This is a genomic window from Bacillus sp. CZDM1, from assembly GCF_055502545.1.
Window position 1 is genome coordinate 114,706 of sequence record NZ_JBUESO010000014.1, and the last position, 25,571, is coordinate 140,276.

Consider the following 25,571-nt stretch of genomic DNA (forward strand, 5'->3'; position numbering starts at 1 on the left):
TTTTTAAAAAGTGAGTTATTTTTGCTTCAAATTAAGTAACAGTGAGTTCATTTTAACTCATTTATTCGTAATATTCAGCATATTTTTACAAATCATCTGCATGTTTCTAGGGTTTAACAACATTGGCACAGTACTTGCATTATAAAAGGTATGAGTCATTCATTATTTTGTTTCGTTGGTGAACGGTGCACGTTTCCCATAAGACAAAAGGGAGGGAAGATATGGGAGAGCAGCTAGAAACATTTGATATTACCATTATCGGCGGAGGGCCAGTTGGATTATTTACCGCTTTCTATGCGGGGATGCGCCAAGCTTCTGTAAAAGTAATTGAAAGTCTTCCCCAGCTAGGCGGACAATTGTCTGCGTTGTACCCTGAAAAATATATTTATGATATTGCCGGGTTTCCAAAGGTGAGAGCAGGTGAGCTCATTGATAATTTAATGCTCCAGATGAATCAGTTTGAACCAACACTTTGCTTAGAGGAATCAGTTGAAAGTATCACGCGTCTTGAAGATCAGTCTTTTGCAATCGTAACGAACAAAGGAATTCATTATACGAAAGCAGTCATTATTACTGCTGGAAATGGTGCATTCCAACCACGGAAGTTGAAATTAGAGGGCGAAGAAAAGTTTGAAAGCGCCAATATCCATTATTTCGTTCAAGATTTAAGTCGCTTTTCTGGAAGAAGGGTTGCAGTATTTGGCGGTGGTGATTCTGCGGTTGATTGGGCATTAATGCTTGAACCCATAGCAGAAAAAGTATCACTCATTCACAGAAGAGATAAGTTCCGTGCCCATGAACACAGTGTTGAATTATTGAAAAAGTCAAAGGTAGAGGTTTTAACGCCGTATGTTCCGGTCGAACTAATAGGAGAGAACAGGGTAGAAAAGGTAGTTTTGACAGAAGCGAACAGTGGCGATTCATTAGAAATCGAAGTGGATGATGTCCTTGTCAATTACGGATTTGTCTCCTCGCTCGGCCCGATAAAGGACTGGGGTTTAGAAATAGAAGGGAATTCAATCCTTGTCAATTCCCAAATGGAAACAACAATCAAAGGGATTTATGCAGCAGGGGATATTTGTACGTATAAAGGAAAAGTGAAGCTGATTGCCAGTGGTTTTGGTGAGGCACCGACAGCTGTAAGTAATGCTAAGGTTTACCTTGATCCACATTCGAAGGTGCAGCCGCTACACAGTACAAGCATGATGGAGAAAAAAGACACGAAAGAACAGATAGTAAGAGTTTAATAGTAAAAAAAATCGAATCTATTTATGGGGGAAAAAATCATGGCTTATAATAAAGTGCAAAATGCAACGAATCGTACATTTGAAAGACCGTTACCATATGACAAATATACAGACCCGAAAGTATTGGAAAAAGAAATGGATCTTGTTTTCTCAAAATCATGGCAGCTTGTGGGCCATGTTAGCCAATTAGAAAAGCCAGGGGACTTTTTTACTCTTGATGTAGCAGGAGAGCCGATTCTTGTAACTCGCGGAAAAGATGAAGTGATACGCGCTTTTTACAATGTTTGTCCGCATCGTGCGACAAAGCTTGAAAGAACAGAGGCAGGAAACAAGAAAATCTTGCAATGTGGTTACCATGGCTGGACCTTCAAGCTCGATGGACAGTTGAATAAAGCACCGAACTTTCGCGGGGAAGATGCGGCTTGTGTGTCAGATGCATGTTTGCGTTCTGTCTCCATCGGGATTATGGAATCATTAATCTTTGTAAATCTTGATGATAACGCAAAGCCGTTAAGCGAGTCATTTGGCGATTTCTTTGAAAAGTTGAGCAAGTTCCCATTCTTAAGTGAGTTAAAAAGAACTCACCAAAGAACACGTGTAGTGAAAGCTAACTGGAAGGCTTATATTGACAACTATTTGGAATGTGACCATTGCCATGTTGCCCATCCAAGTTTCGTTGCAGCCCTGGATATGAATGATTACCAAATCATTACATGTGACAATTATTCGATCCAAGGTACAGTTGTAAAACCAGATAAAAAATATGGAACGGTTAATCTAGATGAAGCCGAAATGCAAGGCGGATCATTTTACTGGTTGTGGCCGAATTTGATGGTGACCATTTATCCGGGTCCTGGTAATATGGCTACCATCCAAATGATCCCAATTGATCACGAAACATCGTTGGCTGTCTATACCTATTATTTCCGTGATGAAAACTTGACTCAAGAAGAAAAAGACTTAGTGGTATTTGCAGAACAGGTTCGCCAGGAAGATATTGAGCTTGTAGAGCTGGAGCAAATTGGCTTCCGTTCTCGTGCCTTTAATAAAGGCAGATATTCATCCTCAGAAAAGGCGATTTTACAATTTCATGAAATGGTATTGGAGGCCCTAAATGAGTAAACATGTGAGTGAATTAACGTCGACGAAACAGTTCCTAATGATCAATGGAGAAAAAGTAGAAACGGCTATATATGCACCACTGCGCTCCCCTTATTCTGGAGAGGAAATCGCACAAATTGCGATGGCAGATAAAGCGCTTACGAAGAAAGCGATTGATGCTGCCTATAACGCACGTGAAGGTATGGCGAAAATGCCGGCCTATAAGCGGGCAGAGATTTTAGAAACGGTTGTTGGTCTTTTAAAAGAAAGAGCAGATGAAGCGGCTGAAATTATTACGCGTGAATCCGCAAAACCAATTATGTTCTCTAAGGCAGAAGTGGCAAGAACCATTGAAACGTATAAATTTGCAGCGGAAGAAGCAAAGCGAATTCATGGCGAAACGATTCCTTTCGATGCCGCAGCAGGCGGTGTTGGCCGATTCGGCTATACGGTGAGAGAACCGATTGGAGTAATTGGCGCCATCACACCTTTTAACTTTCCGATGAACCTTGTCGCTCATAAAGTAGGGCCGGCGATTGCAGCAGGGAACACGATTGTCTTAAAACCTGCATCACAGACACCGCTTTCTGCCCTCTTTATTGCTGAGCTCTTTCAGGAGGCAGGTCTTCCAGCCGGTGCACTAAATGTTGTGACTGGCCCTGGTGGTACAGTAGGAGATGCTATTGTTGAGGATGACCGCGTGAGCATGGTTACCTTTACGGGAAGTGTGAGTGTCGGAATCGGGATCCGCAGTAAAGCGGGATTAAAAAAGACGACATTGGAGCTTGGTTCCAATGCTGCCTTAATTATCGATAAAGACATTGACATTGATCAAATTATCGATCGTTGTATCATGGGTGCATTCTCTAACCAAGGTCAGGTATGTATTTCTCTGCAGCGTGTCTATGCCCATGAAGACGTTTATGAAGAATTTGTAGCGAAATTCACGGCAGCGGCGAAGCAATTGAAAATTGGTGACCCGTTTGATCCGGAAACCTATATTTCAGCATTAATTTCAAAGGGCGAAGCTGAACGTGTATTAGGCTGGATTGACGAAACAGAAGGCAGCACAGCAAACATCGCGGCAGGAGGAAAGCTTGTGGACGGTATTCTTGAGCCAACGATTATTACCGATGCGGACCATGAGTTAAAGGTATCTTGTCAGGAAGCTTTTGCACCGGTTGTCGTTGTGAACAAGGTAAGTTCAGTAGAGGAAGCGATTAAAGAAGTAAATAACTCCCGCTTTGGACTTCAGGCTGGTATTTATACAAATAGTGTGAAAAATGCTCTTTTTGCCTCACAGGAATTGCATGTAGGCGGTGTTATTATTAATGACGTACCCACATACCGTGTTGATCAAATGCCATACGGCGGTGTAAAAGAAAGTGGGACAGGCCGTGAGGGTATTAAGTATGCAGTGGAAGAAATGACCGAAATGAAATTGATTGTTTGGAATCATAGCTGATAAGAAAAGCGGAAGCGCCTTGTCCAGGGGCGACAGGCATAAGACGAACGCTGCAAGAAGGCGCTTTTTGCCTTCTTCAGGGAAAAATGCAGTTCAATTTTTCCTAGGGGGCGGCTTATGACCCGAGCCCCTAGGCGCTATAGCTGGACAATTCTCAAAGTTCAATGATGTGAATTCTGATATGAAAAAAGGGAGTTAACTGTTGTGAAAATACTAAAAATTGCAGTAATTTCGGGCGATGGTGTCGGGCCGGAAGTGATTAACGAGGGGATCAAGGTGTTAAATAAAGTGGCCAGTATCGATTCAAGTTTTCAATTTGAGTTCACCTATTTTCCATGGGGCTGTGAATTTTATTCGAAGCATGGAAAAATGATGGATGAGGATGGAATAGAGCAGCTAAAAGAATTTGATGCGATATACCTGGGGGCTGTTGGTTTTCCCGGTGTCCCTGACCACATTTCCTTGTGGGACTTATTGCTGAAAATCCGAAAAAGCTTTGATCAATATGTGAATATACGTCCGGTGACTTTATTAAAAGGGGCAAAAACCGCCTTAAACGATGTCAAACGGGAAGATATCAATATGCTGTTTATCCGTGAAAACAGTGAAGGTGAATATTCCGGTGCTGGAGATTGGCTGTTTAAAGGGCAGGAACACGAAGTGGTTTTACAAAACAGTGTATTTTCCAGAAAGGGAACGGAGCGAATTATCCGTTATGCATTTGAAACGGCCAAAAAGGAAGGAAGATCCCTGACAAGTATATCGAAGGGGAACGCATTGAATTATTCGATGGTTTTTTGGGATCAGGTTTTTGAAGAGGTGAGTGCTGAGTACCCTGAAGTGGAAACCGCATCCTACCTTGTCGACGCAGCAGCCATGCTGATGATTAAGGATCCGAAGCGATTTGAAGTGGTTGTTACATCCAACTTGTTTGGTGATATTTTGACCGACTTAGGTGCAGCCATTGCCGGAGGAATTGGGCTGGCTGCAGGGGCAAATATTAATCCGGAAAGAGACTATCCATCCATGTTCGAGCCCATTCATGGTTCTGCGCCTGACATTGCGGGACGAGGGATTGCGAATCCGTTAGCAACGATTTGGTCCGCAAGTCAGATGCTCGACTTTTTCGGCTATGAAGCATATGGAAAGTTAGTGCTTGAAGCCATTGAACAGCTTATGGTGGAAGGGCAAGTCTTAACACCAGATATGGGTGGAACGGCTTCAACTGGCGAAGTAGCTGATAAGATTATTGAAATCATTGAATCTACTGTTTCTTCAAACAAGTTAAACGTGTAAAATGTGTGATATCATATGAAGGATTTCTCTTCATATGATATCCTACCGCCTTGAAAATTCATAATATTCTAACGAATGTAATATAAAAAAATCCATTTATCAATGTTCTTGTATCATTTTTAGAAATCGCTTTCAATTGGGAAAACCCAAATCAATCTAGGATAAAGGGGTGTTTATATGAACGGTAAGAAAACTGTATTCCATTTCTCGTTGGCTATAAGCTTAGCCTTAATCAGTATCGGTATCTTTGCACCAAAACAGTTAGAGAATTTCTCCAACTCATCTCTGAGTTTTATCTATAATAACTTAGGCTGGTTTATTCTCGGCAGTGTTTTTATCTTCTTTTCTTTCTGCATGTATATTGGTATGTCAAAGTTTGGACATATTCGGTTAGGTGATGATACCGATCGCCCTGAATTTAAAACAAGTTCATGGGTTGCTATGCTTTTCAGTGCTTCTATCGGCATTAGTCTTGTGTTTTGGGGTGTGGCAGAACCGGTATCTTACTATATTGATCCTCCATTCGGAAAGGCATCATCCGAAGAATCAGCAAAGCTCGCAATGCAATTTGTCTATCTGCACTGGGGTGTTTCCGCCTGGGCATGTTATGGTGTCGTAGGTGTTTCTCTAGCATTCTTCCAATTTAGAAAAAAATTACCATCCTCCTTAAGTTCTACTTTTCACCCGCTAGTAGGAGATAAAATTAATGGCAGGTTCGGCAAGTTTATTGATATCATTGTTACTCTTTCTATCGTAATTGGAATTGCAACGTCTCTAGGATTTGGAACATTGCAAGTGAATAGCGGGATGAATTACCTTTGGGGTATTCCAGTAGGTTTCCTTTCTCAAGTTATCATTATTGCTGTCGTAACCGTACTTTATCTTGGATCAACGGTATCAGGACTGCAAAGCGGCATGAAATACTTATCCAATCTGAATATGCTGTTGGCGTTTCTTTTATTAGCTTTTATGCTCGTACTTGGACCAACTCAATCGATCTTAAAAATCTTTTTCCAAGGAATTGGGGATTATGCCCAAAACTTTATCGGTATGTCATTCCGAACGGAGCCATATAGTGATGGATCATGGATCGGAAGCTGGACACTATTCTATTTTGGCTGGTGGATTGCCTGGGCACCACTTGTCGGAAGCTTTGTGGCGAGGATTTCTAAGGGACGAACGATTAAAGAATTTATGATGGGGGCTATCTTTATCCCTGTACTTGGTTCCTTCTTGTGGTTTGCGGTTATGGGGGGATCAGCGATTGATCTAATCGAAAATCAAGGCAAAACAGCCATCGCAGCTGCAGTTTCATCGGATGTAACGTCTGCTCTATTTAAGTTTTTTGAATACTTCCCGATGAGTACATTCTTAAGTATTTTAGCGATGGTACTCGTGCTTATTTTCTTTATTACATCCGCGGATTCAGCTATTTTCGTACTTGGGATGATTAGTGAAAACGGTAATCCGAATCCTACTCATACTACTAAAATCATTTGGGGTGTTGTCATTGCAGCCGTTTCCGCTGTATTAATTATGACGGGTGGTTTGTCGGGCTTACAATCAGCCCTCGTGGCAACGTCAATCCCACTGGCCATTTTAATGCTCGTTATGTGTTATTCCACCTATAAAGGACTGACAAACGAACTGAAAATCATGTCAGCAAAAAACGAACAACCCGTCACCTTAAAAAATAAAATTATCTCAAAAAAGGCATAAGAATACACAGTACGCCCCTCGGGAAAACCGAGGGGCGTATTGCTTCTAAACCCCGGGACCATGGATTCTAGCGGCTTTCTTTAATGCTAAGAAAATCTTAAGATTTATATATAGAGTTTGTTAAGATTTGATGGGTATTATGATTATAGAGGCAAAAATTAAAGGGGAGATATGCTTCATGAACATATTGGTTTGTGATGATGATAAGGCAATTGTGGATGCGATTGGAATTTATTTGGAAAATGAGGGCTATCAAGTATTTAAAGCCTTTGACGGCATCGAGGCGATCGAAATCATCGATCAGCAGGAGCTCCATCTTATTATCATGGATATCATGATGCCTAGGATGGATGGAATTCGAGCTACTATGAAAATTAGGGAAGCTAATAAAATACCAGTGATCATGCTTTCAGCCAAATCTGAGGATTATGACAAAATTTTAGGATTAAATATTGGAGCAGATGATTATATCACCAAGCCGTTTAATCCTTTAGAGCTCATCGCAAGGGTTAAATCACAGCTGAGAAGATATACATCCTTTGGGGGGCTTGAAACCAAGAGTAATGTCTATCAAACGGGGGGACTCATTGTCGATGATGAAAGTAAAACGATCACGGTTGATGGAGAGATGGTCCACCTGACACCGGTTCAATATAAGATTGTAAAGCTTCTGACTGCAAACGCCGGAAGGGTTTTCTCCATCGAGGAGATTTATGAGAAGGTATGGAATGAAGCGGCTTTTAGTCCGGAGAATACGGTTACCGTTCATATCAGAAAAATCAGAGAGAAAATAGAGATCAATCCGAAAGAGCCAAAATATTTGAAGGTCGTGTGGGGAGTTGGATATAAAGTTGAAAAAATATAGCCACTTGATGACAACGAAAATCATTGTTTTTATGGTGATGATTACCTGTTTTACAGGTGTCATCAAAGCATTTGTAGATGTTGAGGAAGTTAATGATGGCGATCTTGGTATTGTTTTTGAAGAAAACTACTTTTTAAGCAAGGCATATGTGCGGGAAAGTGAGAGTATTGTTAGCAATCTAACGAGACTGCTTGGGGAGTTTAAGAGTGAGGAACATATATTAAAGGGCGGAAGTATTACGGAGGAGGAATTAAGAGGCGAAGAGGACCCCTTATTTTCAGATTTCGTGTATCAATCCAAAAGTTATAATCCAAATGCTAGTGAAGCGGAAAACTATAAAAAATTTAAAACCGAATATGCCGATAAAATCGCGAAGGCAAGGGATAAGCTGATAAAAAATGATTTAAGGGAATACCATTTACTCGTGCAGAGCCTGGAAGAGGTTGAGGCTCCCCTGTATTACGCAAGTGATGGTGTAAACGAGTATACAAACACAAGTACAGAAGAAGAAAGGTTTAAAACGTATCCTTCCTATATGATGTTTGAGGAATATAAAAGAGACATCTATCCAAAGGAAGTAATAGAGAATGAACATTTCTACTGGATTACAGAAAGAATCGATGAGTTGGATCCGGAAAGCCATGTTGTTTCGATTGCTTTTACAAAGGATTTTTTAGATGAAAAAATAGAAGAATGGAAAGAAAATAAAGTCATTATTAAGGGTGTTTTTTACCGATTATTAGCCTTTCTTGCAGGATTTATCCTTTCATTTGTTTATCTGCTGCTCGTGACCGGAAGAAGGTCCTTTAAGGATGAAGAGCTGCAAATAAATGCAGTGGATAAATGGTATGTTGATTTAAAAATCCTGCTTGGTTTGGGTCTACTATTTACTTGGGTTGCTATTATGGAGGAGGTCGTTTCCCCTAACATCGAGAACATGGTGATTCCGATTACGGTTCCATTTGCGGCAGCATTGTTTGTGCTGATTCTATCGCTCGTAAAGAAATTCAAGAATGGAACGTTCTTCAGGTATATGTTGATTTATCGAATGTTCAACAGGCTGTTTCAATTTGTAAAAAGTGTTTATGATAGCGGCAGTGTTGGGGTCAAGACGGTATTGATTGTCATCGGGTACCCGATAGTGGTTGCGGCAACGTTTTTTATCTTCCCGGTAACCTTAGGTCTGGCAGCATGGATTGCTTTTAAGCGAGTTAAGTCATTTCAGGCCATACAAGAAGGGGTAGAGAGGATAAAGGATGGAGATATTCATCATACCATCGATGTGGGCGGAAAAGGTGAGTTTGCGAGACTTGCTGCGAATATCAATAGCATCACCGATGGGTTGAATAAGGCTGTGGATAGCGAATTGAAAAGTGAGCGGTTAAAAACCGAACTCATCACAAATGTATCCCATGATATCAGGACACCGTTAACTTCGATTATTACCTATGTTGATTTATTGAAAAAAGAAAAGCTTTCATCAAAGGCAGAGGAATATATCAAGGTACTCGATCAAAAATCGAAAAGGTTAAAAATCCTGACTGATGATTTATTTGAAGCGGCTAAGGCTTCTAGCGGGAGTATTCCGGTTCAATTGGAGCGTATCGATATTGTCTCGTTAATCACCCAGGGGCTTGGGGAAGTAAGCGATAAAATTGAAGATTTCGATTTAGCTTTTAAGTTCCATTATCCTAAGGAAAAGGTATATGTTGCAGCTGATGGAAAATTACTATGGAGGTCCATTGAGAACGTATTGTCCAATATATTCAAATATGCGCTCAAAGGGTCGCGGGTGTATATCGATATTGAAGATTTAGGCAGCGAAGTCCTTCTCACCTTCAAGAACATTTCTGCGTATGAGTTAAATATTACAGCAGAGGAACTAATGGAGCGTTTTAAAAGAGGCGATGAATCCAGAACCAGTCAAGGCAGCGGTTTAGGACTATCGATTGCGGAAAGCCTCATCGATATCCAAAAAGGGACATTCACCATTCAAGTAGATGGAGATTTATTTAAGTCAATGATCTACTTGCCTAAATATAGGGATTAATAGCTTTTTAAAGAATGGGAATAGGATATCGTTGAGATGTCCTATTCTTTTTTGTGGTGCCAACAGTAAAATAGGTGTCACCACCCGGATTTTTGACGGATTCTTCGCCATTATTCGGGAGGTGACAGCATTGTTCTTATTGTTTCTTATGATATGGCAGTGTTTTTTCTACTTTTTCAACTTCTTTATAGATTTCTTCCATATCCTTCAGATTTTTCTTATAATCGTATGTTTTAAGCTTTTTGTTTTCTACAATTATTTTTCCATTCACGATTACATCTTTAACATTTTGTGGTCCAGCTGCGTACGCTAGCGTGGCATATGGATCATAGGTAGGGAATGTATTTGGTGCATATACATCGACAATAATAATATCTGCTAATTTGCCACCTTCAAGAGAGCCGATTTTTTTATCTAACCCAAGGGCTTTCGCGCCGCCAATCGTTGCCAGTTCCACAACCTTACTTGGAGGCATCAGACTTTGGTCTTTGTTGACAAGCTTGTGAATTCTTGCGGCATATCCCATTGTTCCAAACACATCCATGGTGTTTGAACTCATGGGTCCATCGGTTCCTAATCCCATCCTAATTCCGGCCTTGTCAATCTTAATCGCTGGTGCGACACCGGTTGCCCCTTTTGTATTTGCAATTGGATTATGAGCAATCGTAGCTCCTCTTTCTTTTATAATATTAATGTCTTCATCATCAATATGGATGGCATGTGCGAGCATCGTATTTTCATCGAGTATCCCTAAAGAATCTAAGTATTTAATGACGGATTCATGCGTTTGTCCATATTTACTTGCCACTCTTTGCGCTTCATCGGCAAACTCCGCCGCATGTAGAGCAAAGGGTACTTGATATTTATCTGCCAAGGCTTTAGAAGCCTTTAACATCTCAGGACTTACCGTGTATGGTGCATGTGCTACAACGGAAGGAGTAATTAATTCACTGTTTTTATATTGTTTAATAAATTCTTCCGCATATTTCAGGCCGCCGTATGGTTCGGGAGCATCGACAACGGGAAATCCAATAACGGTTTCTCCTAGTACCCCTCTAATTCCAATCTTTTCTGTTGCTTTTGCTACCTCATCCTCGTGGTAGTACATATCCGCATAGGTGGTAACTCCTCCCATTGCCATTTCAATGGCACCATGGATGGAAGCTTTATGAATGAGATCCCTTGAAAGGAGTTTTTCTTCCAGTGGAAAAAACACTTCAAATAACCGGTTGCCTACGCCTTCTTCACCAATACTTCTAAACGCAACCATCGGAACATGGTTATGTGTATTAATCATTCCCGGCATCACAATATTGCCAGCTGCATTGATCACTTTCGATGCCTTGTATTGATCTTCGAGTTTTTCATCCCCTACGGCGATAATTTTTTTGTCTTTTATAACGACTGTTCCCTTTGGAAAAACATCCTTTTTTTCATTCATCGTAAGAATGTAGCCATTTTTAATTACAATATCAGCTTTCTCTTTTGCTCTTGCTGCTTCCACACGATACCCATTATTCGTGTACGGACCAAAGGCCCCCAGCAGTAAAATTACAATCAACATAATCACTGAAACATTAACCTTGGCTCTTCGTTTCATTTTTTTCCTCCATTAAGACAATTTACTTACAAAATATGTAGCAATTTGTATTATCTTCAAATAAAAAAATAAAATACAAACCGATGAAGCAAACCTTAAATATGCATAAATTGGAGATTGTTGTATCCCAAAAAAACAGGTAAATGCCTAGCTTATTTAGTATTTGATTTGGCGAGTCAATTGGCAAATAGAAAAATAGAAGCGTTCTATGGTGAAAATTGTAATATAATAGTGTTCTTTTTTTCATTCATAAACGCTATAAACTTATAAGTTATTGGTTCTCTAAGCGAGCGTTTGGAAAAAGCGGTTCTTATATCTTTTCATTTCGACCAAAAGACCATAAGAACCGTCCCCATGGGCTGTGGAAACAGAGAAATGTCGAAGTCTGCTTGGAAGTGTAGTAAAATGGAAATATATAGTTTCATAGGAGTGAAATGGATGGTGAATGCAAGTTTGGTCGCTGATTTGCTTTTGAGGCTTGAGGAAGAGAAGGACCAGTGGATTTACGAGGCGATTAAGCGATTTGATGGTGAAAGGTATGCGGAGGATGAGGGGCTAAGTACACCTGAAGATAGAATTATAGAGATAAAAAACATTGAGCATAGCCTGTGCAAACAGCAGAAACTCGATCTCGAACGGATGGAGATGGAGCTGAAAACGCTGGAAGAAACCATCGCGGAAAACCATCAGATTCTCGAGAAGTTGGAGCCGACTCTTGATGTTATGCAAAAAGAGCTTGCGATTTACGAGAGTGGATCTGCGAGCTTGGATGGGATTCAGTTGGAAAAGTACCAGTGCGTATTGGATGACAAGTTTACTTTTGATAATAAGGGTCAAGTGATCTTTAAGGAGCGGAAGATATCCAAGTTGATGGAAAACTATCATTTGGCGGAGACAGAAATGCTAGATTTTTATCAAAGGCAGCTTTCTGAGGTTTGGCTGTTGTTGACAAGGAGTATGCAGAACACCTCTTCTGCCGCCAAGTTTGATTTTGAGATCAACCCGCCTATAGTGGATGTTAGTTTGAAGCATGGCCGGGGCCTTGATCAATATTTAAAGCCAGGGAATTTTGAAGAAGATTATTGGCTTGCACTTGGAACGTTAGAATGGAATAACAAAATTGTTTATGAGTATTATATGAACCAGATTAACCAGTTTCAGAGGAATGCTAAAGAAGAATTGATGCAGTTATGGAAAAGTAATAACGAGCAAAAACGTTTAGCTGATGAAAAGGTGCTAGATTTAGAGGGAAAGAATCGGCAAATGGAAGAGCGTATTTCGGAGCTTAAGGATCAGTTGGATAGTGCGAAGCAGGAATGGGAACAGAGGTTGCTGCGGCCTAACCTGCTGGATGATATTTTAAAAGAAGAGTTTGTGAGAGCTGCTTCAGGCTGGCAGGAGAAGCTGTTAGCACGGGATGCTTCTGATGAGGAACGATGGGCCTATCACCAGTACGGGCAAATTATTTTAAAGCAAGCGGAGAGGATTATTGGAAATGAATACTAATACAATGGATGAGAAATATAACGAGGCCATTCAATCATTGAAGAAAATCAATAACGAACTTTTTTATGATGACCTGAAGAAGCTGATGAAGGACCGGGAAGAGACGATTTCGGAACTGAATGGAGAAGTCCATGAATCGATTGAAAACATGAAGAAATCGATGAACAGTTTCCCTGTGCAGGTTAGTGAGCAGTTAAAGGAAGTGCTCATTGACCCGCAGACGGAGTTGTTTGGCCGTGGGATGGAACGGTTCGATGAGAATATCCTGGTGCTGGAAAAGAAGATTGCCTTTTGGCACCAGCAATATCAGGAGCATTTAGAGAAGACGGAAAAGCTGTTAGCCGATGCCAAAGGGTTTCAGCAGGAGGATCAAGCGTTTATCGTCGGGGAAACCGAAAAGGTGTTGACTTGTATTCGGCAGCTGACGGAAGCTTTGAGTGAGCAGGCTGGCGTCTTGAATGTGAAATATGAAGTGGTGAGCGACCGATTAAGTCTGATATTAACAGAGCTTAATGCGGTTGAAGATAGAAGACAGGCTGAAATTGCGCAGTTGACCGAGCAGATGGTGCAAGTCCAAAAAGACGCTCAGGGTAAATGGGAAGAAAAGTGGAAGCTGAGTGTTGAGAGCGGTTTGAGGAGAGAGCGCCTGTTTAAAAAATGGCTGATTGGCCTGGGAGTGGGACAGGGTGTTTCGCTTTTATTGATGGTGTTGATTTTTTTATTAAAGTAATTTAAATACTTTAGCCAGGCTGCTGGCCTGGCTTTATTTCATTAGATTCTATCCTTGGCACGAAAATGGCAAAATAGTTAATTGAGACCAAAAAGGAGGAATACTAAATGATAAAAAAGGTACAAACAAAAAAGGCACCAGCTGCTGTAGGCCCATATTCGTATCGATTTCGTCTAGGTATAGAAATCATAAGCGGAGAATTTCCGGCTAATGTATATAGGGAAGGCTTAGGAAGTAGATTTAAGCGGAGAAATTCCGATTAACTTCTCTAAATAAGACAAAATCCAAAGATTTGGATGACATAAGCGGAAAAACTCCCCTTATTTATAGGGAAATACCCATATTTCCAAATTTAAACGGAATTTCTCCGCTTATTTTTTCATACACATTCAACATTCAGTTATAACAGAACCTAAACTTTTCCATTCGTTTTGTTGGAGGGGGTTCCCAGTGTTATCCTTAAATGATGACGTTTCCAAAGTTATTAAGTATAATTTTACTAAAAGCAATAGGACGTGAGTATAGGTTGAAAAAAGTAACAGTAGAAAGCTTGGTACAAAGGTTTTCATTGAAGGTATTGGCTGGCGAGGATCACCTGCAGAAGGTCATTACGCAATCAAGGGTGCATCGACCTGGACTGGAATTTGTGGGGCATTTTGATTTTTTTCCCACTGAACAAGTTCAAATATTAGGAAAAAAGGAAGTTACCTATTTACATAAGTTAAGTAAAGAGGAACGGAAAATTCGAATCGGAAATATTGTTCACTATCATCCGCCTTGTTTTATCGTAACGGCTGGTGAAGAAGGACTTACCTATTTAATTCACCATTGTACAGAGCAGGGGATCCCCTTGTTAGTTACCAATCAGCCTGAGACTACTTCGGAGTACATTCCCAAATTGGATGCGTTTTTGGTGAAGGAACTAGCACCAGAAATGGCGGTTCATGGGGTTTGTATGAATGTGTCTGGCATTGGAATCATACTTCGCGGAAATTCGGGGGTAGGAAAAAGCGAGACGGCCCACACACTAATTCGCCGCGGACACCGGCTGGTATCGGATGATGTCGTTGTCCTTAAGAAGCTGAGCTCGCAAACGATTCTGGGGACACATGATGGAAAGACGCGGGAATTCCTGGCTCTCCGCAGTATTGGATTGTTAAATGTGGTCCGCTTATATGGTCGTAAGGCTTTTCAGGATGAAACGCGAATTTCCCTTGATATCCATTTGACCAAGTGGGAGAAGGACGCCTTATATAATGACTTAGAACAGGAATATCATTATACCGATTACATGGGAGTGAAAATCCCCTCAATGGAAATCCAGCTTCAGCCTGGACGTGATGTGGCAGGCCTAATCGAGGCAGCAGCAAACAACTGGTATTTAAAACAGCAGGGGTATAGTGCAGTAGAAGAATTCATGAGCAGGGTTGAGGCTGAAATCAAAGACCAGGAGTGACCGTGGGGACAGTTTTTGTGGTCAGCCTAACCACAAAAACCGACCCATGGACCTATGGACCACGGACCTACTTCCTCCTGCCAATCGAGAAATACTCTAGACGATGGTTTGATGCTAGGTTTAATGGGTAGCAGTTCCAGCCGTCAAATAGGATAGGGGTGAGCATTAACTCTTCATATTTTCTCAGGGGGAAGTCTTTTATTTCATCCCAGTCTGTGGCGATAAAAACCATCTCTACACCTGAAATTGCTTCTTCAATCGATTGCGTGTATTTGACTGTATCTCCCAGCACGGCTTTTGCGCTCTCAATGGATACAGGGTCGTAGGCAGTTAGTATGACGCCTTCCTTAATTAACTCTTTTGCCAATACGAGAGCGACTGAGTTCCGGATGTCATCGGTGTTTGGTTTAAATGAAAGGCCTAGCAGGGCAGCTTTTTTCCCTTGTAAACGGCCAAATCGATTTTTTGCTTTTTGAAGCAGCTGAATATTTTGATTGGCATTTACCTTCATGACTGATTCGATGAGATCTCCTCGAACGCCAACTTCCTTTGCTGTTTGCAGGAGGGAAAGAAGATCTTTCGGGAAACAGGAGCCTCCAAAGCCAATGCCTGGTTTCATGTATGTGCTGCCGATTCGATGATCAAGGCCCATGCCATAAGTCACTTCTTCTATATCAGCCCCGACATGCTCACATATATTTGCTAGTTCATTCAATAACGTAATCTTTGTTGCTAGAAAGGTATTCGAAGCATATTTAATCATTTCTGCGCTTCGAATATCGGTTTGAAAGATAGGAATACCAAAAGGTTTGTTAATTTCCTCTATCACACCCGAAGCCCATTCATTATCAGATCCAATGACAATGCGGTCCCCGTGAAAAGAGTCATAGATGGCCGACCCCTCCCTTAGAAATTCAGGATTTGATACAACCTCAACTTTAATATCCCTTTTAAGATGGGAGTGGAGGAAATTTTTAATTGCAGAATTCGTTCCAACTGGTACCGTACTTTTTGTCACAATAATGGTTGGATTATCGCCGATGTTTTCCGCGATATCTTCCGCTGCTTTCATGATGAAATCAAGATTCGTTGTACCATCTTCGTTTTGCGGTGTTCCGACTGCAAGGTAAATAATTTCTATATCGGTCAATGCCTCTTGGATATTATTTGTAAAAGATAATCTTCCCTTTTCGACATTCTTCTTTAAGTAGATTTCTAAATCTGGTTCGAAAAATGGGGCAATGCCATCTTGTAATTGGTTAATTTTATGAGCATCCAAATCAAAACACCGAACAAAATGACCGACATCAGCCAAACAGATTGCGGTAACTAAACCAACGCGGCCTGCCCCGATAACAGTAATGTTTCTCATTTCATAGTTCCTTTCAAAGTCAGAGTGGATGCAAAGATCCGTCCCCTGCTTCCTTTGCTTCTTTTAGTTTGTCTTATCCGTGGAAAAAATTCAATCATAGCCCTGTTTTTTTACGATGAATAGGTTGTCTGTATTTGGATACAATTTTTTGAAAAATTTGCAAAAAATACAGTTGACATTGATAATCATTATCGGTAGAATCAAATCAGACAGTTAGTAATGAAAATCATTATCATTTACAAACACAAATTATCAATCAAGAATAAGGGGAGTTAAGGAATGAAGAAATCTTTGTTATTATTTGCGTCTATTACTCTAGCTGGTTCCATACTAGCTGCTTGCGGCTCAGAAGAAACTGCTAGTAAACCGAAAGAGGAAGAGAAAGTAGCGGAGGAAACAAAAACACAAGACAAAGCACAAAGTGAAGCTTTTGTTCTTGAAGAAACCGCTAGTGCTAAACAAGTTGCTGATTATAAAGCAATGATGGATGAGTTAAACAAGATGAAAAAAAATCAAGAAGTGGATTGGGATTTAGTTGAATCTACATATCAAAAGGAATTAAAAGCAGTTACGGGCGATTTGGATACGTTCATTGCATCTGGAATTAATGCAGGTAAAAGCGGGGAATTGGAACAAAATGTAGCCCGTCAATTAATTGATAAAGGAACTCAAGCATATTTTTATGCAAAACAAAAGGAACTTCATGGTGAGGTTGGAACAGCATTAGAAGCTGGCGATCAAGCGAAAGCAGAAGGAAAATTTGCAGAGGTAAAGCATGTTCTTAGCGAAGTCATTATCCCAACTGCTGAAAAGCGTGATGGCTCTTACGAATTAACGGGTGAAGATAGTCTAGTAGAGAACATCCAAAATGGATTAAAACTTCAAGAAGAGGCACTTGCGAGTAAAAATGCTGCTGACTTCAATGTCTATAAGCAAATCACTGATAAGTCTGTATACCGAAGCTATTATTTAGCAGCAAATTCTTATGCTGAAAAAATTGCAGCAGCTGTTAAAGAAGGCAAGACAGATGAAACAGAGTTAATGATCATGCAAACAGAAGCATTAGGATTCTATCAAGCGATTAAGGGTTCTCTTTCTGGCGGGAATGAAGAAGCAGCCAATAAGCTGCAAGTGTTGTTTGATTTTAGCCAAACAAAAGCAGCATCTATAAATCCTGAAGAGGTCTCTACTTTATTTGCTCAAGCGTTTATTGGTAAAATTACTGGATATCACGAAAAGGCAGGCGAAACTTTAAAAGCAGGCGATACTGTGAATGCTCGTGTTCAAGCTATGGAAGGTAATGTCTTTATGAAAGATATCGAGCTTGTCTTAAATCATAAACTAGGTGAAGAAAAGACCGCAGAATTACTTGATCTAGGTCAAAAGTGGTATGAAGCCATTACAGCTGAAAATGCTGAAGAAGCTGCAACGCACAGTGGAGCGATTGTGCCTGTCCTTTCAGGTGTAGTAAAATAAAAAAGCCGCTTATGCGGCTTTTTTATTATTGTTACTGGGAGTGAACTGTTAATGGACATCCTAATTACCGGCGGAGCAGGCTTTATCGGAAGCCACCTAGCTAAAAAGCTTCTCTTACATCATCACCAAATCACGATTGTTGATAATCTTCATCCTTATTACAGTCCTGAACAAAAAAGAGAACATCTTAATGAAATAAATAAACTTGGAATCCCTTTTCGATTTTTTGAAGTAGATTTATTCGATGAGAATGGCTGCAAAAAAGTCTTGGAGGAAAATTCCTTTGATGTAGTTGTTCACTTAGCGGCACTTCCGGGTGTCCCCTTCTCCATTGAACAACCGCATCAATATGTAGATTATGATATAAAAGTTACGATTAATCTTTTAAAGTATGCAGGAGAAACAAAGGTTAAACATTTCGTTTTTGCTTCTTCTTCATCCGTTTATGGTAATCAGACAGGCGTATCACTATCTGAAGACATGGCAAATGGCCAAGTGGCTTCTCCTTATGCAGCAGCAAAGTATGGAGCGGAATCGTTTTGTCACGCTTATCAATCCCTGTATGGATTTCAATTATCGATCTTACGGTTCTTTACTGTATATGGTCCATGGGGGAGACCGGATATGGCAATCCCAAAATTCATCAAGAAATTGATGTCAGGCGATAGTATTGATATTTACGGGAGCGGGTCGGCCAGGGATTATACCTATATCGAGGATATTATTGATGGGATTGAGCGGACCATCCTCTATTCAAAAGGAAATGAAACATATAATCTTGGATATGGAGAACCTATTTCTATGGAAACTCTTTTAGACCATTTAAGTGGAAGTTTTCCTGATATGAAAATAAACCGGCTGCCCTCTCGCCAAGGTGATGTGGAAATGACCTGGAGCAATGTTGAAAAGGCGGAGGAAATGCTTGGCTACAAACCATTAGTAAATATTGAGGAAGGGTTAAAGCGGACAATCCAATGGGCAAGAAACTACTTCGAAGACTAATTCTTGTTATTAGCCTGTTATTATTTGTTTCTTTTTTATCATTAAGCTTGAATTTTTTCGATGTACAAACATTATTTATACAAACAAAGCAGTTTTTTTCTAATTACCACTGGCTATTATTCACGACAGTTTGTTATTTTTTTGCCTTTCTTTTCCGGGCAGCTGCTTGGCGGATGTACGGGAAAAACAAACAGCCCATTAGCCTTTTTCTTTACGGTCTTTACTATAGTTTATTTTTCAATCATATTTTTCCTATTAAAATAGGAGACGTTGTTCGGATTGGGGTACTTGCCAATAAAAAGGAGGTCAGCTGGGATACAGCAGCCCATTCGGTTGTGGTTATGAGGGTCCTTGATCTATTGTGTTTAGGGGTGTTTTCCTTCATTGGGGCATTGGTCATTGGTGTCTCACTAAGCTACACGTTCTTTTTGCAGCTGGTCGTTGTTTTAGTGGTGGCCGTCATGTTTTTCCTGCTCCTTCTCAGGAAAAAGTGGTTTGCCTTTTATTCGAAGCATATGTCGTTAGTAAGAGAGGCTTTTTTTCATAAGAAAGCATTAAGAATGGTAAGTTTAGTAGCTTTAAGCTGGGTCCTTGAGGCTGCTGTAGTGTACGGTGTACTCCAGGCACTTCATTTCAAATTGTCCTTTCTCCATGCCATATGGGTGAATAGCGTAACAGTGGCCGCACAGGTGTTTCAGTTTGCCCCAGGGGGTCTTGCAACCTATGAAAGTGTGATGAGCTTTGCCTTAGTGCAATTGGATATGGATTGGAAAGCTGCTTATCACGTCGCACTCATCACACATGGGTATAAATTTATCTTTTCCTACGTTGCGGGTGCTGTAACGTTTATACTTCATCCTATTACCATCACGCAGTTAAAAGTATGGAGAACAAAGAAAGGTGAATCGTTATGAAACAAGCTTCAAAGTTTGAAAAAACGGCAGCACGCTGTTGGAATTTATTAAATGAGGGGAAACCGTTTACGCCTATTTTTATCTTTGGAACGATGCTTTTGTTCCACATCTCATCATGGGGCGAAGGTGAATTTTGGCTGTCCTTTTTAGTATCATTCATCCTTATTGTGCCGATGATGGCTATTTACTATCTGTTTGATTTTCCTTTATTGCTTCGAAATTATTTATGGATTCCTTTTGTCGCCTATTTAATGTTATTTAATGAATACGAATTGACTTTACTTTTTTTAGCACTTGGACTGTATTTCTTTTTTACCGTCTATTTCTGGGGAACCTTTTATTATCACCTTCGTATCGGAACTTCGTGGTGGAATTTCACTCGATTTTGGAAGCTGGTTTTAAAGAATAGTGACTCTACCAGCGGTAATGCTCAGGAACAAATGCCTAAATTCCTATTATTACTCTCTTTGTGGCAGATGTACTTAGAAAAATTCTCAGCTGGAATTGAAATCCACTGGCCTAATTATTTCTTTTTTATCCTTGGTGTCTTAGTCTTCAGTTTGATTTTGCATCTTAATCTTTTTGATTGGAAACCAAAGGAGTATACATCATTGACAGACAATGTGCCGCCAAACTCAACAGCGGTAAATGAACGGGTTATTACCATTGTCATTGATGGCATGCGTAAGGACCGTTTTCAAATTGCAGATACACCATTTCTAGACAAACTAAGAAAAAATGGAACGGAATATACGCAAATGGAAACCGTCTACCCTGCACGTACGGTCGTATGTTTTACATCGATGATGACAGGTACCTATCCACATGAACATGGGATAAAATCGAATATGGTATGGAAGCTTGGGACAAAGGTGGAGACGGTATTTGATTCACTCCGGAAAATTGGAAAAAAAGGCAGAATGCTGGCAGTTGCTCATTTGGTCGATTCCATGGGAGATGATGTCGATACGTTTACAGCGGTAATGGACAATAGTAAAGTCGATTATGAAATCTTGGAACGAGCAAAAAAAATCATGAAGGAAAAAAATCCAGATTTCTTTAAAGTTCAACTCATTAGTACCGATCAAACAGGCCATAGCCGCGGGGTACTTTATGATGAATATTTAGAAAAGATTGCAGAAGCAGACCGTCTTATTGAGAACTTTGTAGGCTGGCTTGAGCAAGAAGGCTATATGAAAAATACAACCTTAATTATTTGTGCAGACCATGGACAGGCAGATGGAATTGGCGGTCACGGTCATTTAGATGAAGGAGAGCGATTTGTGCCGTTTTTTATGCATGGTCCTGCAATTGAAAAGGGGAAACTGGTAGAAGATCATCATAGCCTCGTTTCACTGGCACCTACGATTTGTTATTTATTAGGTGCACCGTATCCAGGTCACAGCCGCGGCCCCGTTTTATTGGACGCCATTAAACAAATGGAAAATGAGGGAGTTTCATGAATACGCAGAAAGTGATTGTCTTTTTACCAGCACATAATGAAGAGGAATCCATTACAGAGGTAATAGAGAGGATTCCTCGTTCCTTTCATCCAATGGTGAAAGTCGAGGTCCTTGTTATCGATGATGGTTCAACGGATCAAACGGTTGCAGTATCCAAAAAGGCTGGAGCCGATCACGTTATTTCTCTTCCTGCAAATATGGGGCTTGGTGCAGCTGTTCGGGAGGGGCTTCGGCAATGTGACAAGCTGGGTGCTGATATAGCGGTGATGATTGATGCAGATAATGAGTATCCGGCATGGCAAATTCCAGAGCTTCTCGCTCCTCTTTTTAATGGGGAAGCAGATTATACGATGGGATCACGATTCTTAGGCAATATTAATGGCATGCGTCTCAATCGTCGATTAGGAAACTACTTCTTTACCTTTTTGCAGTCCTTGTTGTTAAGAAAGTGGATTTACGATGGACAGTCAGGCATGCGCGCTTTCTCCAAACAGGCGATACGACATGCGGAAATCATTCATGATTATAACTATGCACAGGTAATCACCTTAAATTTAGTCCGAAAAGGATTTCGTGTGAAAGAAATTCCTATCCACTATCAAGTTCGTACAAAAGGGCAATCCTTTATTAAGTTTAAGGCATATATGACTTCTGTTTTTCCAGCGATTTTACGTGAGATCAGTCGGCGTGTTGACAAGGTGGAAATCGATGCAAACGCTCATTTATTGCGTGTAGATGAGAGAAAACGGAAATCCTCATAATGAATGTGGTAACTGTGTGAATAGTCATAAAAATCAGCGATACCTTATTGACATATTAAGTGATAATGATTATCATTAACAATGGAAGGAGATAAGTAAATATGAAAAAATTTATCCTTGCCTTATGTGTGCTTTTATTAAGTTTCCCGGCTTATAGTAAGCCGGCCTTCGGCTACTCCTATGGAGATCCTAATGAAGAAGTAGTTGCTGAAGTTTATAAAGAAATGGCTGCAAAATTAAATCAGTCACCGCCAGATTTTACAAGTGCAGCAGCGATTTTTGAAACGGTGAAAGAGGAATTGGATATGCATATGGGACTTGAACCTTCTAAAGCAGTGCTTACTCATTTAAAAAATGAGGATAAAGAAGCGGTCATCTCGAATATGGAGAAAATCCTTGTCTTAAATATTGCCCGTCGTTTAGAAAATATCGATAAAAATTTCAAAGAATATGATACAAGTAAAAAGCTTCTAGCAAAAGCATTTGCTACATATAAAGCATTATCACCAGTAGTCAATGAAAAGAACGCAGAAGATGATCAAAAGCTAAACAAACACTTTGAATCTGCACTGGAATCATTGGGGAACCCCGGCCTTTTTGGTGTTGGAGAAAAGGAATCCAACTATGACCAATTTATGAAAGACAAAGAAGAAATCCTGCTGACCTTGAAAAACACTTTTGAAATGAAAAGCATAGAAGTTGGTCATTTTTCGGAGGAGGATTTCGAAGGGTCTGACAATGTGAAAAATGAAGGATGGACAGATTATTCTAATCTTAAAAACTGGGTTCCGATTGTCATCCTTATAGGTGCAATTATAGCTGTGGTTCTTTTTGTTAGAAAAAGAAATAGAGGTTAGGACCTTGGTGAGGAGGGAAATGGAGTGGAAATACAAGCACTACTGATTACTTTCCGTGAAGTGTTGGAAGCCTTACTCATTGTAGGGATCATTACCACTTATTTAAAACGCACTCAAAACGCAGAATATACAAAATTCGTATGGTTAGGAGCCGGTCTTGCTGTACTTGCGAGTATTGGTGCTGCGTTTCTATTCCAGGTGGTATTTACAAGCTTTGCTGCGATGGGAAGCGAAATTTATTTGAAAATAGGAATCATGCTTATCTCTTCTGTTCTCCTAACCCAAATGGTCTTTTGGATGGCGAAGCACAGTAAAGATCTAAAGGGAAGTATGGAAGGGAAAATGAATCAATTTGTTACCACAGGTAATGTTGTCGGTATGGTCATTCATTCCTTTCTTGTCGTCCTGCGTGAAGGAATCGAAACCGTCTTTTTCTTCGCCGCGATTACCGGCGGAGATATTGGAAAGGCTCTTGAGGGCTGGGGAGCTATTACAGGGGCAATCGTTGCTGCAACGGTATGTTATTTCTTCTTTAAAGGAACGATGCGCATCCCTTTGAAAACATTTTTCAAGGTAACTGGCGCGTTTATTGTTTTAATTGCTGCTGGACTTCTGGTTCAAGGAATTTCCGTTATGCAGGATATTAAAATGATTGGGAGCCTGATACCGCATGTTTATGATCTAACCTGGTTCCTGCCTGAACATCCCATTGATCATTCACACTTTTTACGCGATACGGGAGTTGCGCCTGTGTTTTCCGGTGATGTTGGCATTTTCTTTAAAGCCCTATTTGGCTATTCATCGATGCCTTCTATAGAAGAGGTTATTGCCTATCTAGGTTATTTTGCCGCTATATATTTACTAGTCAATGTGAATGACAAGGCTGATTCAAAAGCGAAAAAAGAAGGTAAGCAATCCATGAAGGCAGGTACAGCTGATCAAGTGAAGAAAACCGTATAGAAGGGCAAGGCGATGGTCATTCGTCTTGTCTTTTTTTCTATAGAGAGTAGGTAAAAATGCTAGGAAAAAGATTTATAAGCGAGCAAGAGAAGAGTTCTTTTTTAACTAAAATCAGTGTGGTAATTTTAATTTCCGCAATAGGATTAACTAGTTATTTTCGTGTGCTCTACAGCAGTCCATTTGCGAGGTCATGGGATCAAGTGGATTTCTCCTTAGCGTTAGAACGTTTTGACTTATTGGCTATGCAGCCGCATTTTCCCGGTTATCCGTATTTTGTATTTGGCGGTATGGTCTTTAACCGTTTGATTGAGAATCCTGCACAGGCACTTTCCGTTTTTAATACGCTAATGCTGCTTTCTGCGGCACTTCCCATTTATTGGCTGGCTAACCGGTATTTATCTAAGATGGCTAGTTTGCTTGCCTGCACAGCACTTCAATCACTTTCCTACCTTTGGATTATGGCAACTGAACCAATGAGTGAGGCAGCAGCAGTTAGTGTTTTATGGTGGTTTTTATGGAGTTTACAGCGTGCAAAAGAAATGCAGACAAGAAGACTAACTGTATTGCCGATGTTTTTATTTAGTGTGCTTATGGGCATCCGCCTTTCTTACATTACTTTTGGGCTGGGTATTATCCTTCTCCTTTATTCAAAACGCACTTTATTTTCTGACAAAAAGGGATATCTGGGATATTTGGTTAAGCAAGTTTTCATTGCGATCCTCTTTCAATTCATTTGGATAGGAGGGCTGGCTGCTACCGAGGGAAATATCAGTAACTTTTTGTTGCTCTCTTACCAGTTTACCTTTGGCCATTTTAATGATTGGGGCGGAGCAATTACTGCTGAGTCAACGCCGCTGATTGAGAGGTTCACACAGCTCTTGTTTATTAATATTTTCTGGATAGGATTATGCGGAGAATCTTTTTTAACGGCTGTTTTGTGGGGGCTGCTCCTCCTTTTAATTGGGAGCGATATTCTCAAAAACAAGATGTATGTTTCAGCTTCAATGGGATTGACGGTTAGTTATTTTTTATGGGCGTTATTTGCACAAAATATTGATAAACCGCGCCACGCATTGCCGCTGATTTTCCTATTTGCTTTTTTTATCATTGTAACCGCGCTAAGGTCACAGAAGGGCCGCGGAATTAAAATCATGATTATTTCGTGTCTATTGCTTATTCAGTCTGTTCATGGTTACGGTTTTGTTAAGGAAAAAGCAAATGAGTACCCGGCAAGCTACCAATTAACAAATTATTTAAAAGAAATGAAAGAGCCGTTTGTCATTTATACGTGGGAAGAAGCAAGAGTAATGGATTATTTAGAAGCAGAATACCCGTATGAACGAGTTTTTACCTATGAAAAGTTTGTTAGCAGCACCAAGCAGCGCGGTAATAAAAAAATCTTTATAACGGACCATGTATTAGAAGGGTTTGAAAGGCAAGGCATACAGGCAGAAAGACATATCAAAAAGGTTAAGACCTTCCAATCAAATCCCTTGTTCGAACCTGTTTATAGCAGTATTACTCTTTTTGAATGGGAAAATGAATAAGGTGACCGTGGTGACGGTTCTTGTGGTTCATTTCTTTGGTCATACTCACTTGATAGGTGTCTCACTATCATTTTAACCAGTAACCAAGTGGAAAAAAACCATCAGAATGTACTGCACCCCGAAAGTTAGAGTGAAAATCTGACTTTTGGGGTGTTTATTTATGGGAAAATATGGTGAAAAACTT

Annotated in this window: 21 protein-coding genes; 19 read left to right on the top strand and 2 right to left on the bottom strand. The window is 40.3% G+C overall.

What is annotated here, in order from left to right; genetic code table 11:
• Window positions 1-221: 221 nt before the first annotated feature.
• The 7 genes from ACY3XC_RS24180 to ACY3XC_RS24210 all read left to right on the top strand — a co-directional run bounded on the left by ACY3XC_RS24180 (window position 222) and on the right by ACY3XC_RS24210 (window position 9,743).
• Window positions 222-1,247 carry an NAD(P)/FAD-dependent oxidoreductase gene (locus ACY3XC_RS24180; RefSeq protein ID WP_464870855.1) on the top strand — a complete coding sequence of 342 codons (1,026 nt, stop codon included), beginning with the start codon at window positions 222-224 and terminating at the stop codon, window positions 1,245-1,247.
• Between the two features lie 39 nt (window positions 1,248-1,286).
• On the top strand, window positions 1,287-2,369 hold the full coding sequence (locus ACY3XC_RS24185) for an aromatic ring-hydroxylating oxygenase subunit alpha (RefSeq protein ID WP_464870856.1): 1,083 nt from the start codon (window positions 1,287-1,289) through the stop codon (window positions 2,367-2,369).
• Window positions 2,362-3,813, top strand: a complete 1,452-nt coding sequence (locus ACY3XC_RS24190) for an aldehyde dehydrogenase family protein (protein WP_464870857.1) — start codon at window positions 2,362-2,364, stop codon at window positions 3,811-3,813. The genes ACY3XC_RS24185 and ACY3XC_RS24190 overlap by 8 nt, the downstream gene beginning before the upstream one ends.
• Window positions 3,814-4,017: 204 nt before the next feature.
• Window positions 4,018-5,109 (top strand): tartrate dehydrogenase, encoded by a 1,092-nt coding sequence (locus tag ACY3XC_RS24195; protein ID WP_464870858.1) that lies wholly within the window; start codon window positions 4,018-4,020, stop codon window positions 5,107-5,109.
• Between the two features lie 177 nt (window positions 5,110-5,286).
• Entirely contained in the window at window positions 5,287-6,828 is a 1,542-nt protein-coding gene (locus tag ACY3XC_RS24200; RefSeq protein WP_464870859.1) for a BCCT family transporter, read from the top strand.
• 178 nt (window positions 6,829-7,006) lie between these two features.
• Entirely contained in the window at window positions 7,007-7,693 is a 687-nt protein-coding gene (locus tag ACY3XC_RS24205; RefSeq protein WP_464870860.1) for a response regulator transcription factor, read from the top strand.
• Window positions 7,680-9,743 carry a sensor histidine kinase gene (locus ACY3XC_RS24210; protein ID WP_464870861.1) on the top strand — a complete coding sequence of 688 codons (2,064 nt, stop codon included), beginning with the start codon at window positions 7,680-7,682 and terminating at the stop codon, window positions 9,741-9,743. The genes ACY3XC_RS24205 and ACY3XC_RS24210 overlap by 14 nt, the downstream gene beginning before the upstream one ends.
• A gap of 136 nt (window positions 9,744-9,879) precedes the next feature.
• Here ACY3XC_RS24210 and ACY3XC_RS24215 read toward each other — a convergent pair whose 3' ends face one another.
• Entirely contained in the window at window positions 9,880-11,343 is a 1,464-nt protein-coding gene (locus ACY3XC_RS24215; RefSeq protein ID WP_464870862.1) for an amidohydrolase family protein, read from the bottom strand.
• A gap of 438 nt (window positions 11,344-11,781) precedes the next feature.
• Between ACY3XC_RS24215 and ACY3XC_RS24220 the strand changes: the two genes are divergently transcribed.
• The 4 genes from ACY3XC_RS24220 (at window position 11,782) to hprK (ending at window position 15,035) form a co-directional block, all read left to right on the top strand.
• Window positions 11,782-12,849 carry a hypothetical protein gene (locus ACY3XC_RS24220; RefSeq protein ID WP_464870863.1) on the top strand — a complete coding sequence of 356 codons (1,068 nt, stop codon included), beginning with the start codon at window positions 11,782-11,784 and terminating at the stop codon, window positions 12,847-12,849.
• Window positions 12,839-13,579 carry a hypothetical protein gene (locus ACY3XC_RS24225; RefSeq protein ID WP_464870864.1) on the top strand — a complete coding sequence of 247 codons (741 nt, stop codon included), beginning with the start codon at window positions 12,839-12,841 and terminating at the stop codon, window positions 13,577-13,579. Before ACY3XC_RS24220 ends, ACY3XC_RS24225 begins: the two co-directional genes overlap by 11 nt.
• A gap of 107 nt (window positions 13,580-13,686) precedes the next feature.
• Window positions 13,687-13,842, top strand: coding sequence for a hypothetical protein (locus ACY3XC_RS24230; RefSeq protein ID WP_464870865.1), 156 nt, complete (start codon window positions 13,687-13,689; stop codon window positions 13,840-13,842).
• A gap of 263 nt (window positions 13,843-14,105) precedes the next feature.
• A complete protein-coding gene (gene hprK / locus ACY3XC_RS24235; protein WP_464870866.1) occupies window positions 14,106-15,035 on the top strand; it encodes an HPr(Ser) kinase/phosphatase in 930 nt (309 codons plus the stop codon).
• A gap of 67 nt (window positions 15,036-15,102) precedes the next feature.
• Here hprK and ACY3XC_RS24240 read toward each other — a convergent pair whose 3' ends face one another.
• Window positions 15,103-16,407, bottom strand: a complete 1,305-nt coding sequence (locus tag ACY3XC_RS24240) for a UDP-glucose dehydrogenase family protein (RefSeq protein ID WP_464870867.1) — start codon at window positions 16,405-16,407, stop codon at window positions 15,103-15,105.
• Window positions 16,408-16,686: 279 nt separating this feature from the next.
• Here ACY3XC_RS24240 and ACY3XC_RS24245 point away from each other — a divergent pair, with 279 nt between their 5' ends.
• From ACY3XC_RS24245 to ACY3XC_RS24280, 8 genes are all read left to right on the top strand, one after another.
• Entirely contained in the window at window positions 16,687-17,883 is a 1,197-nt protein-coding gene (locus ACY3XC_RS24245; protein ID WP_464870868.1) for a hypothetical protein, read from the top strand.
• A gap of 51 nt (window positions 17,884-17,934) precedes the next feature.
• Window positions 17,935-18,885: an NAD-dependent epimerase/dehydratase family protein gene (locus ACY3XC_RS24250; protein WP_464870869.1), complete on the top strand. Its 951-nt coding sequence runs from the start codon at window positions 17,935-17,937 to the stop codon at window positions 18,883-18,885.
• Window positions 18,858-19,799, top strand: coding sequence for a lysylphosphatidylglycerol synthase transmembrane domain-containing protein (locus ACY3XC_RS24255; RefSeq protein WP_464870870.1), 942 nt, complete (start codon window positions 18,858-18,860; stop codon window positions 19,797-19,799). The genes ACY3XC_RS24250 and ACY3XC_RS24255 overlap by 28 nt, the downstream gene beginning before the upstream one ends.
• Window positions 19,796-21,262 carry an alkaline phosphatase family protein gene (locus tag ACY3XC_RS24260; RefSeq protein ID WP_464870871.1) on the top strand — a complete coding sequence of 489 codons (1,467 nt, stop codon included), beginning with the start codon at window positions 19,796-19,798 and terminating at the stop codon, window positions 21,260-21,262. The genes ACY3XC_RS24255 and ACY3XC_RS24260 overlap by 4 nt, the downstream gene beginning before the upstream one ends.
• A complete protein-coding gene (locus tag ACY3XC_RS24265; RefSeq protein ID WP_464870872.1) occupies window positions 21,259-22,023 on the top strand; it encodes a glycosyltransferase family 2 protein in 765 nt (254 codons plus the stop codon). Before ACY3XC_RS24260 ends, ACY3XC_RS24265 begins: the two co-directional genes overlap by 4 nt.
• A 101-nt stretch (window positions 22,024-22,124) precedes the next feature.
• The gene (locus ACY3XC_RS24270) at window positions 22,125-22,880 is read left to right on the top strand and encodes a hypothetical protein (protein WP_464870873.1); all 756 of its coding nucleotides are present in this window, start codon (window positions 22,125-22,127) and stop codon (window positions 22,878-22,880) included.
• 24 nt (window positions 22,881-22,904) lie between these two features.
• Window positions 22,905-23,840: an FTR1 family iron permease gene (locus tag ACY3XC_RS24275; protein WP_464870874.1), complete on the top strand. Its 936-nt coding sequence runs from the start codon at window positions 22,905-22,907 to the stop codon at window positions 23,838-23,840.
• A 56-nt stretch (window positions 23,841-23,896) separates the two neighbouring features.
• Window positions 23,897-25,387, top strand: coding sequence for a glycosyltransferase family protein (locus tag ACY3XC_RS24280; RefSeq protein ID WP_464870875.1), 1,491 nt, complete (start codon window positions 23,897-23,899; stop codon window positions 25,385-25,387).
• Window positions 25,388-25,571: the final 184 nt, after the last annotated feature.

Excerpts from the sequence above, each read along its gene's own strand:
- ACY3XC_RS24205 (WP_464870860.1), top strand. The coding sequence starts at position 7,007 with ATGAACATATTGGTTTGTGATGATGATAAGGCAATTGTGGATGCGATT.
- ACY3XC_RS24180 (WP_464870855.1), top strand. The coding sequence starts at position 222 with ATGGGAGAGCAGCTAGAAACATTTGATATTACCATTATCGGCGGAGGG.
- ACY3XC_RS24230 (WP_464870865.1), top strand. The coding sequence starts at position 13,687 with ATGATAAAAAAGGTACAAACAAAAAAGGCACCAGCTGCTGTAGGCCCA.
- ACY3XC_RS24245 (WP_464870868.1), top strand. The coding sequence starts at position 16,687 with ATGAAGAAATCTTTGTTATTATTTGCGTCTATTACTCTAGCTGGTTCC.
- ACY3XC_RS24255 (WP_464870870.1), top strand. The coding sequence starts at position 18,858 with ATGGGCAAGAAACTACTTCGAAGACTAATTCTTGTTATTAGCCTGTTA.
- ACY3XC_RS24265 (WP_464870872.1), top strand. The coding sequence starts at position 21,259 with ATGAATACGCAGAAAGTGATTGTCTTTTTACCAGCACATAATGAAGAG.
- ACY3XC_RS24200 (WP_464870859.1), top strand. The coding sequence starts at position 5,287 with ATGAACGGTAAGAAAACTGTATTCCATTTCTCGTTGGCTATAAGCTTA.
- ACY3XC_RS24270 (WP_464870873.1), top strand. The coding sequence starts at position 22,125 with ATGAAAAAATTTATCCTTGCCTTATGTGTGCTTTTATTAAGTTTCCCG.
- ACY3XC_RS24190 (WP_464870857.1), top strand. The coding sequence starts at position 2,362 with ATGAGTAAACATGTGAGTGAATTAACGTCGACGAAACAGTTCCTAATG.
- ACY3XC_RS24225 (WP_464870864.1), top strand. The coding sequence starts at position 12,839 with ATGAATACTAATACAATGGATGAGAAATATAACGAGGCCATTCAATCA.
- ACY3XC_RS24250 (WP_464870869.1), top strand. The coding sequence starts at position 17,935 with ATGGACATCCTAATTACCGGCGGAGCAGGCTTTATCGGAAGCCACCTA.
- ACY3XC_RS24280 (WP_464870875.1), top strand. The coding sequence starts at position 23,897 with ATGCTAGGAAAAAGATTTATAAGCGAGCAAGAGAAGAGTTCTTTTTTA.
- ACY3XC_RS24215 (WP_464870862.1), bottom strand. The coding sequence starts at position 11,343 with ATGAAACGAAGAGCCAAGGTTAATGTTTCAGTGATTATGTTGATTGTA.
- ACY3XC_RS24185 (WP_464870856.1), top strand. The coding sequence starts at position 1,287 with ATGGCTTATAATAAAGTGCAAAATGCAACGAATCGTACATTTGAAAGA.
- ACY3XC_RS24260 (WP_464870871.1), top strand. The coding sequence starts at position 19,796 with ATGAAACAAGCTTCAAAGTTTGAAAAAACGGCAGCACGCTGTTGGAAT.
- ACY3XC_RS24220 (WP_464870863.1), top strand. The coding sequence starts at position 11,782 with ATGGTGAATGCAAGTTTGGTCGCTGATTTGCTTTTGAGGCTTGAGGAA.
- ACY3XC_RS24240 (WP_464870867.1), bottom strand. The coding sequence starts at position 16,407 with ATGAGAAACATTACTGTTATCGGGGCAGGCCGCGTTGGTTTAGTTACC.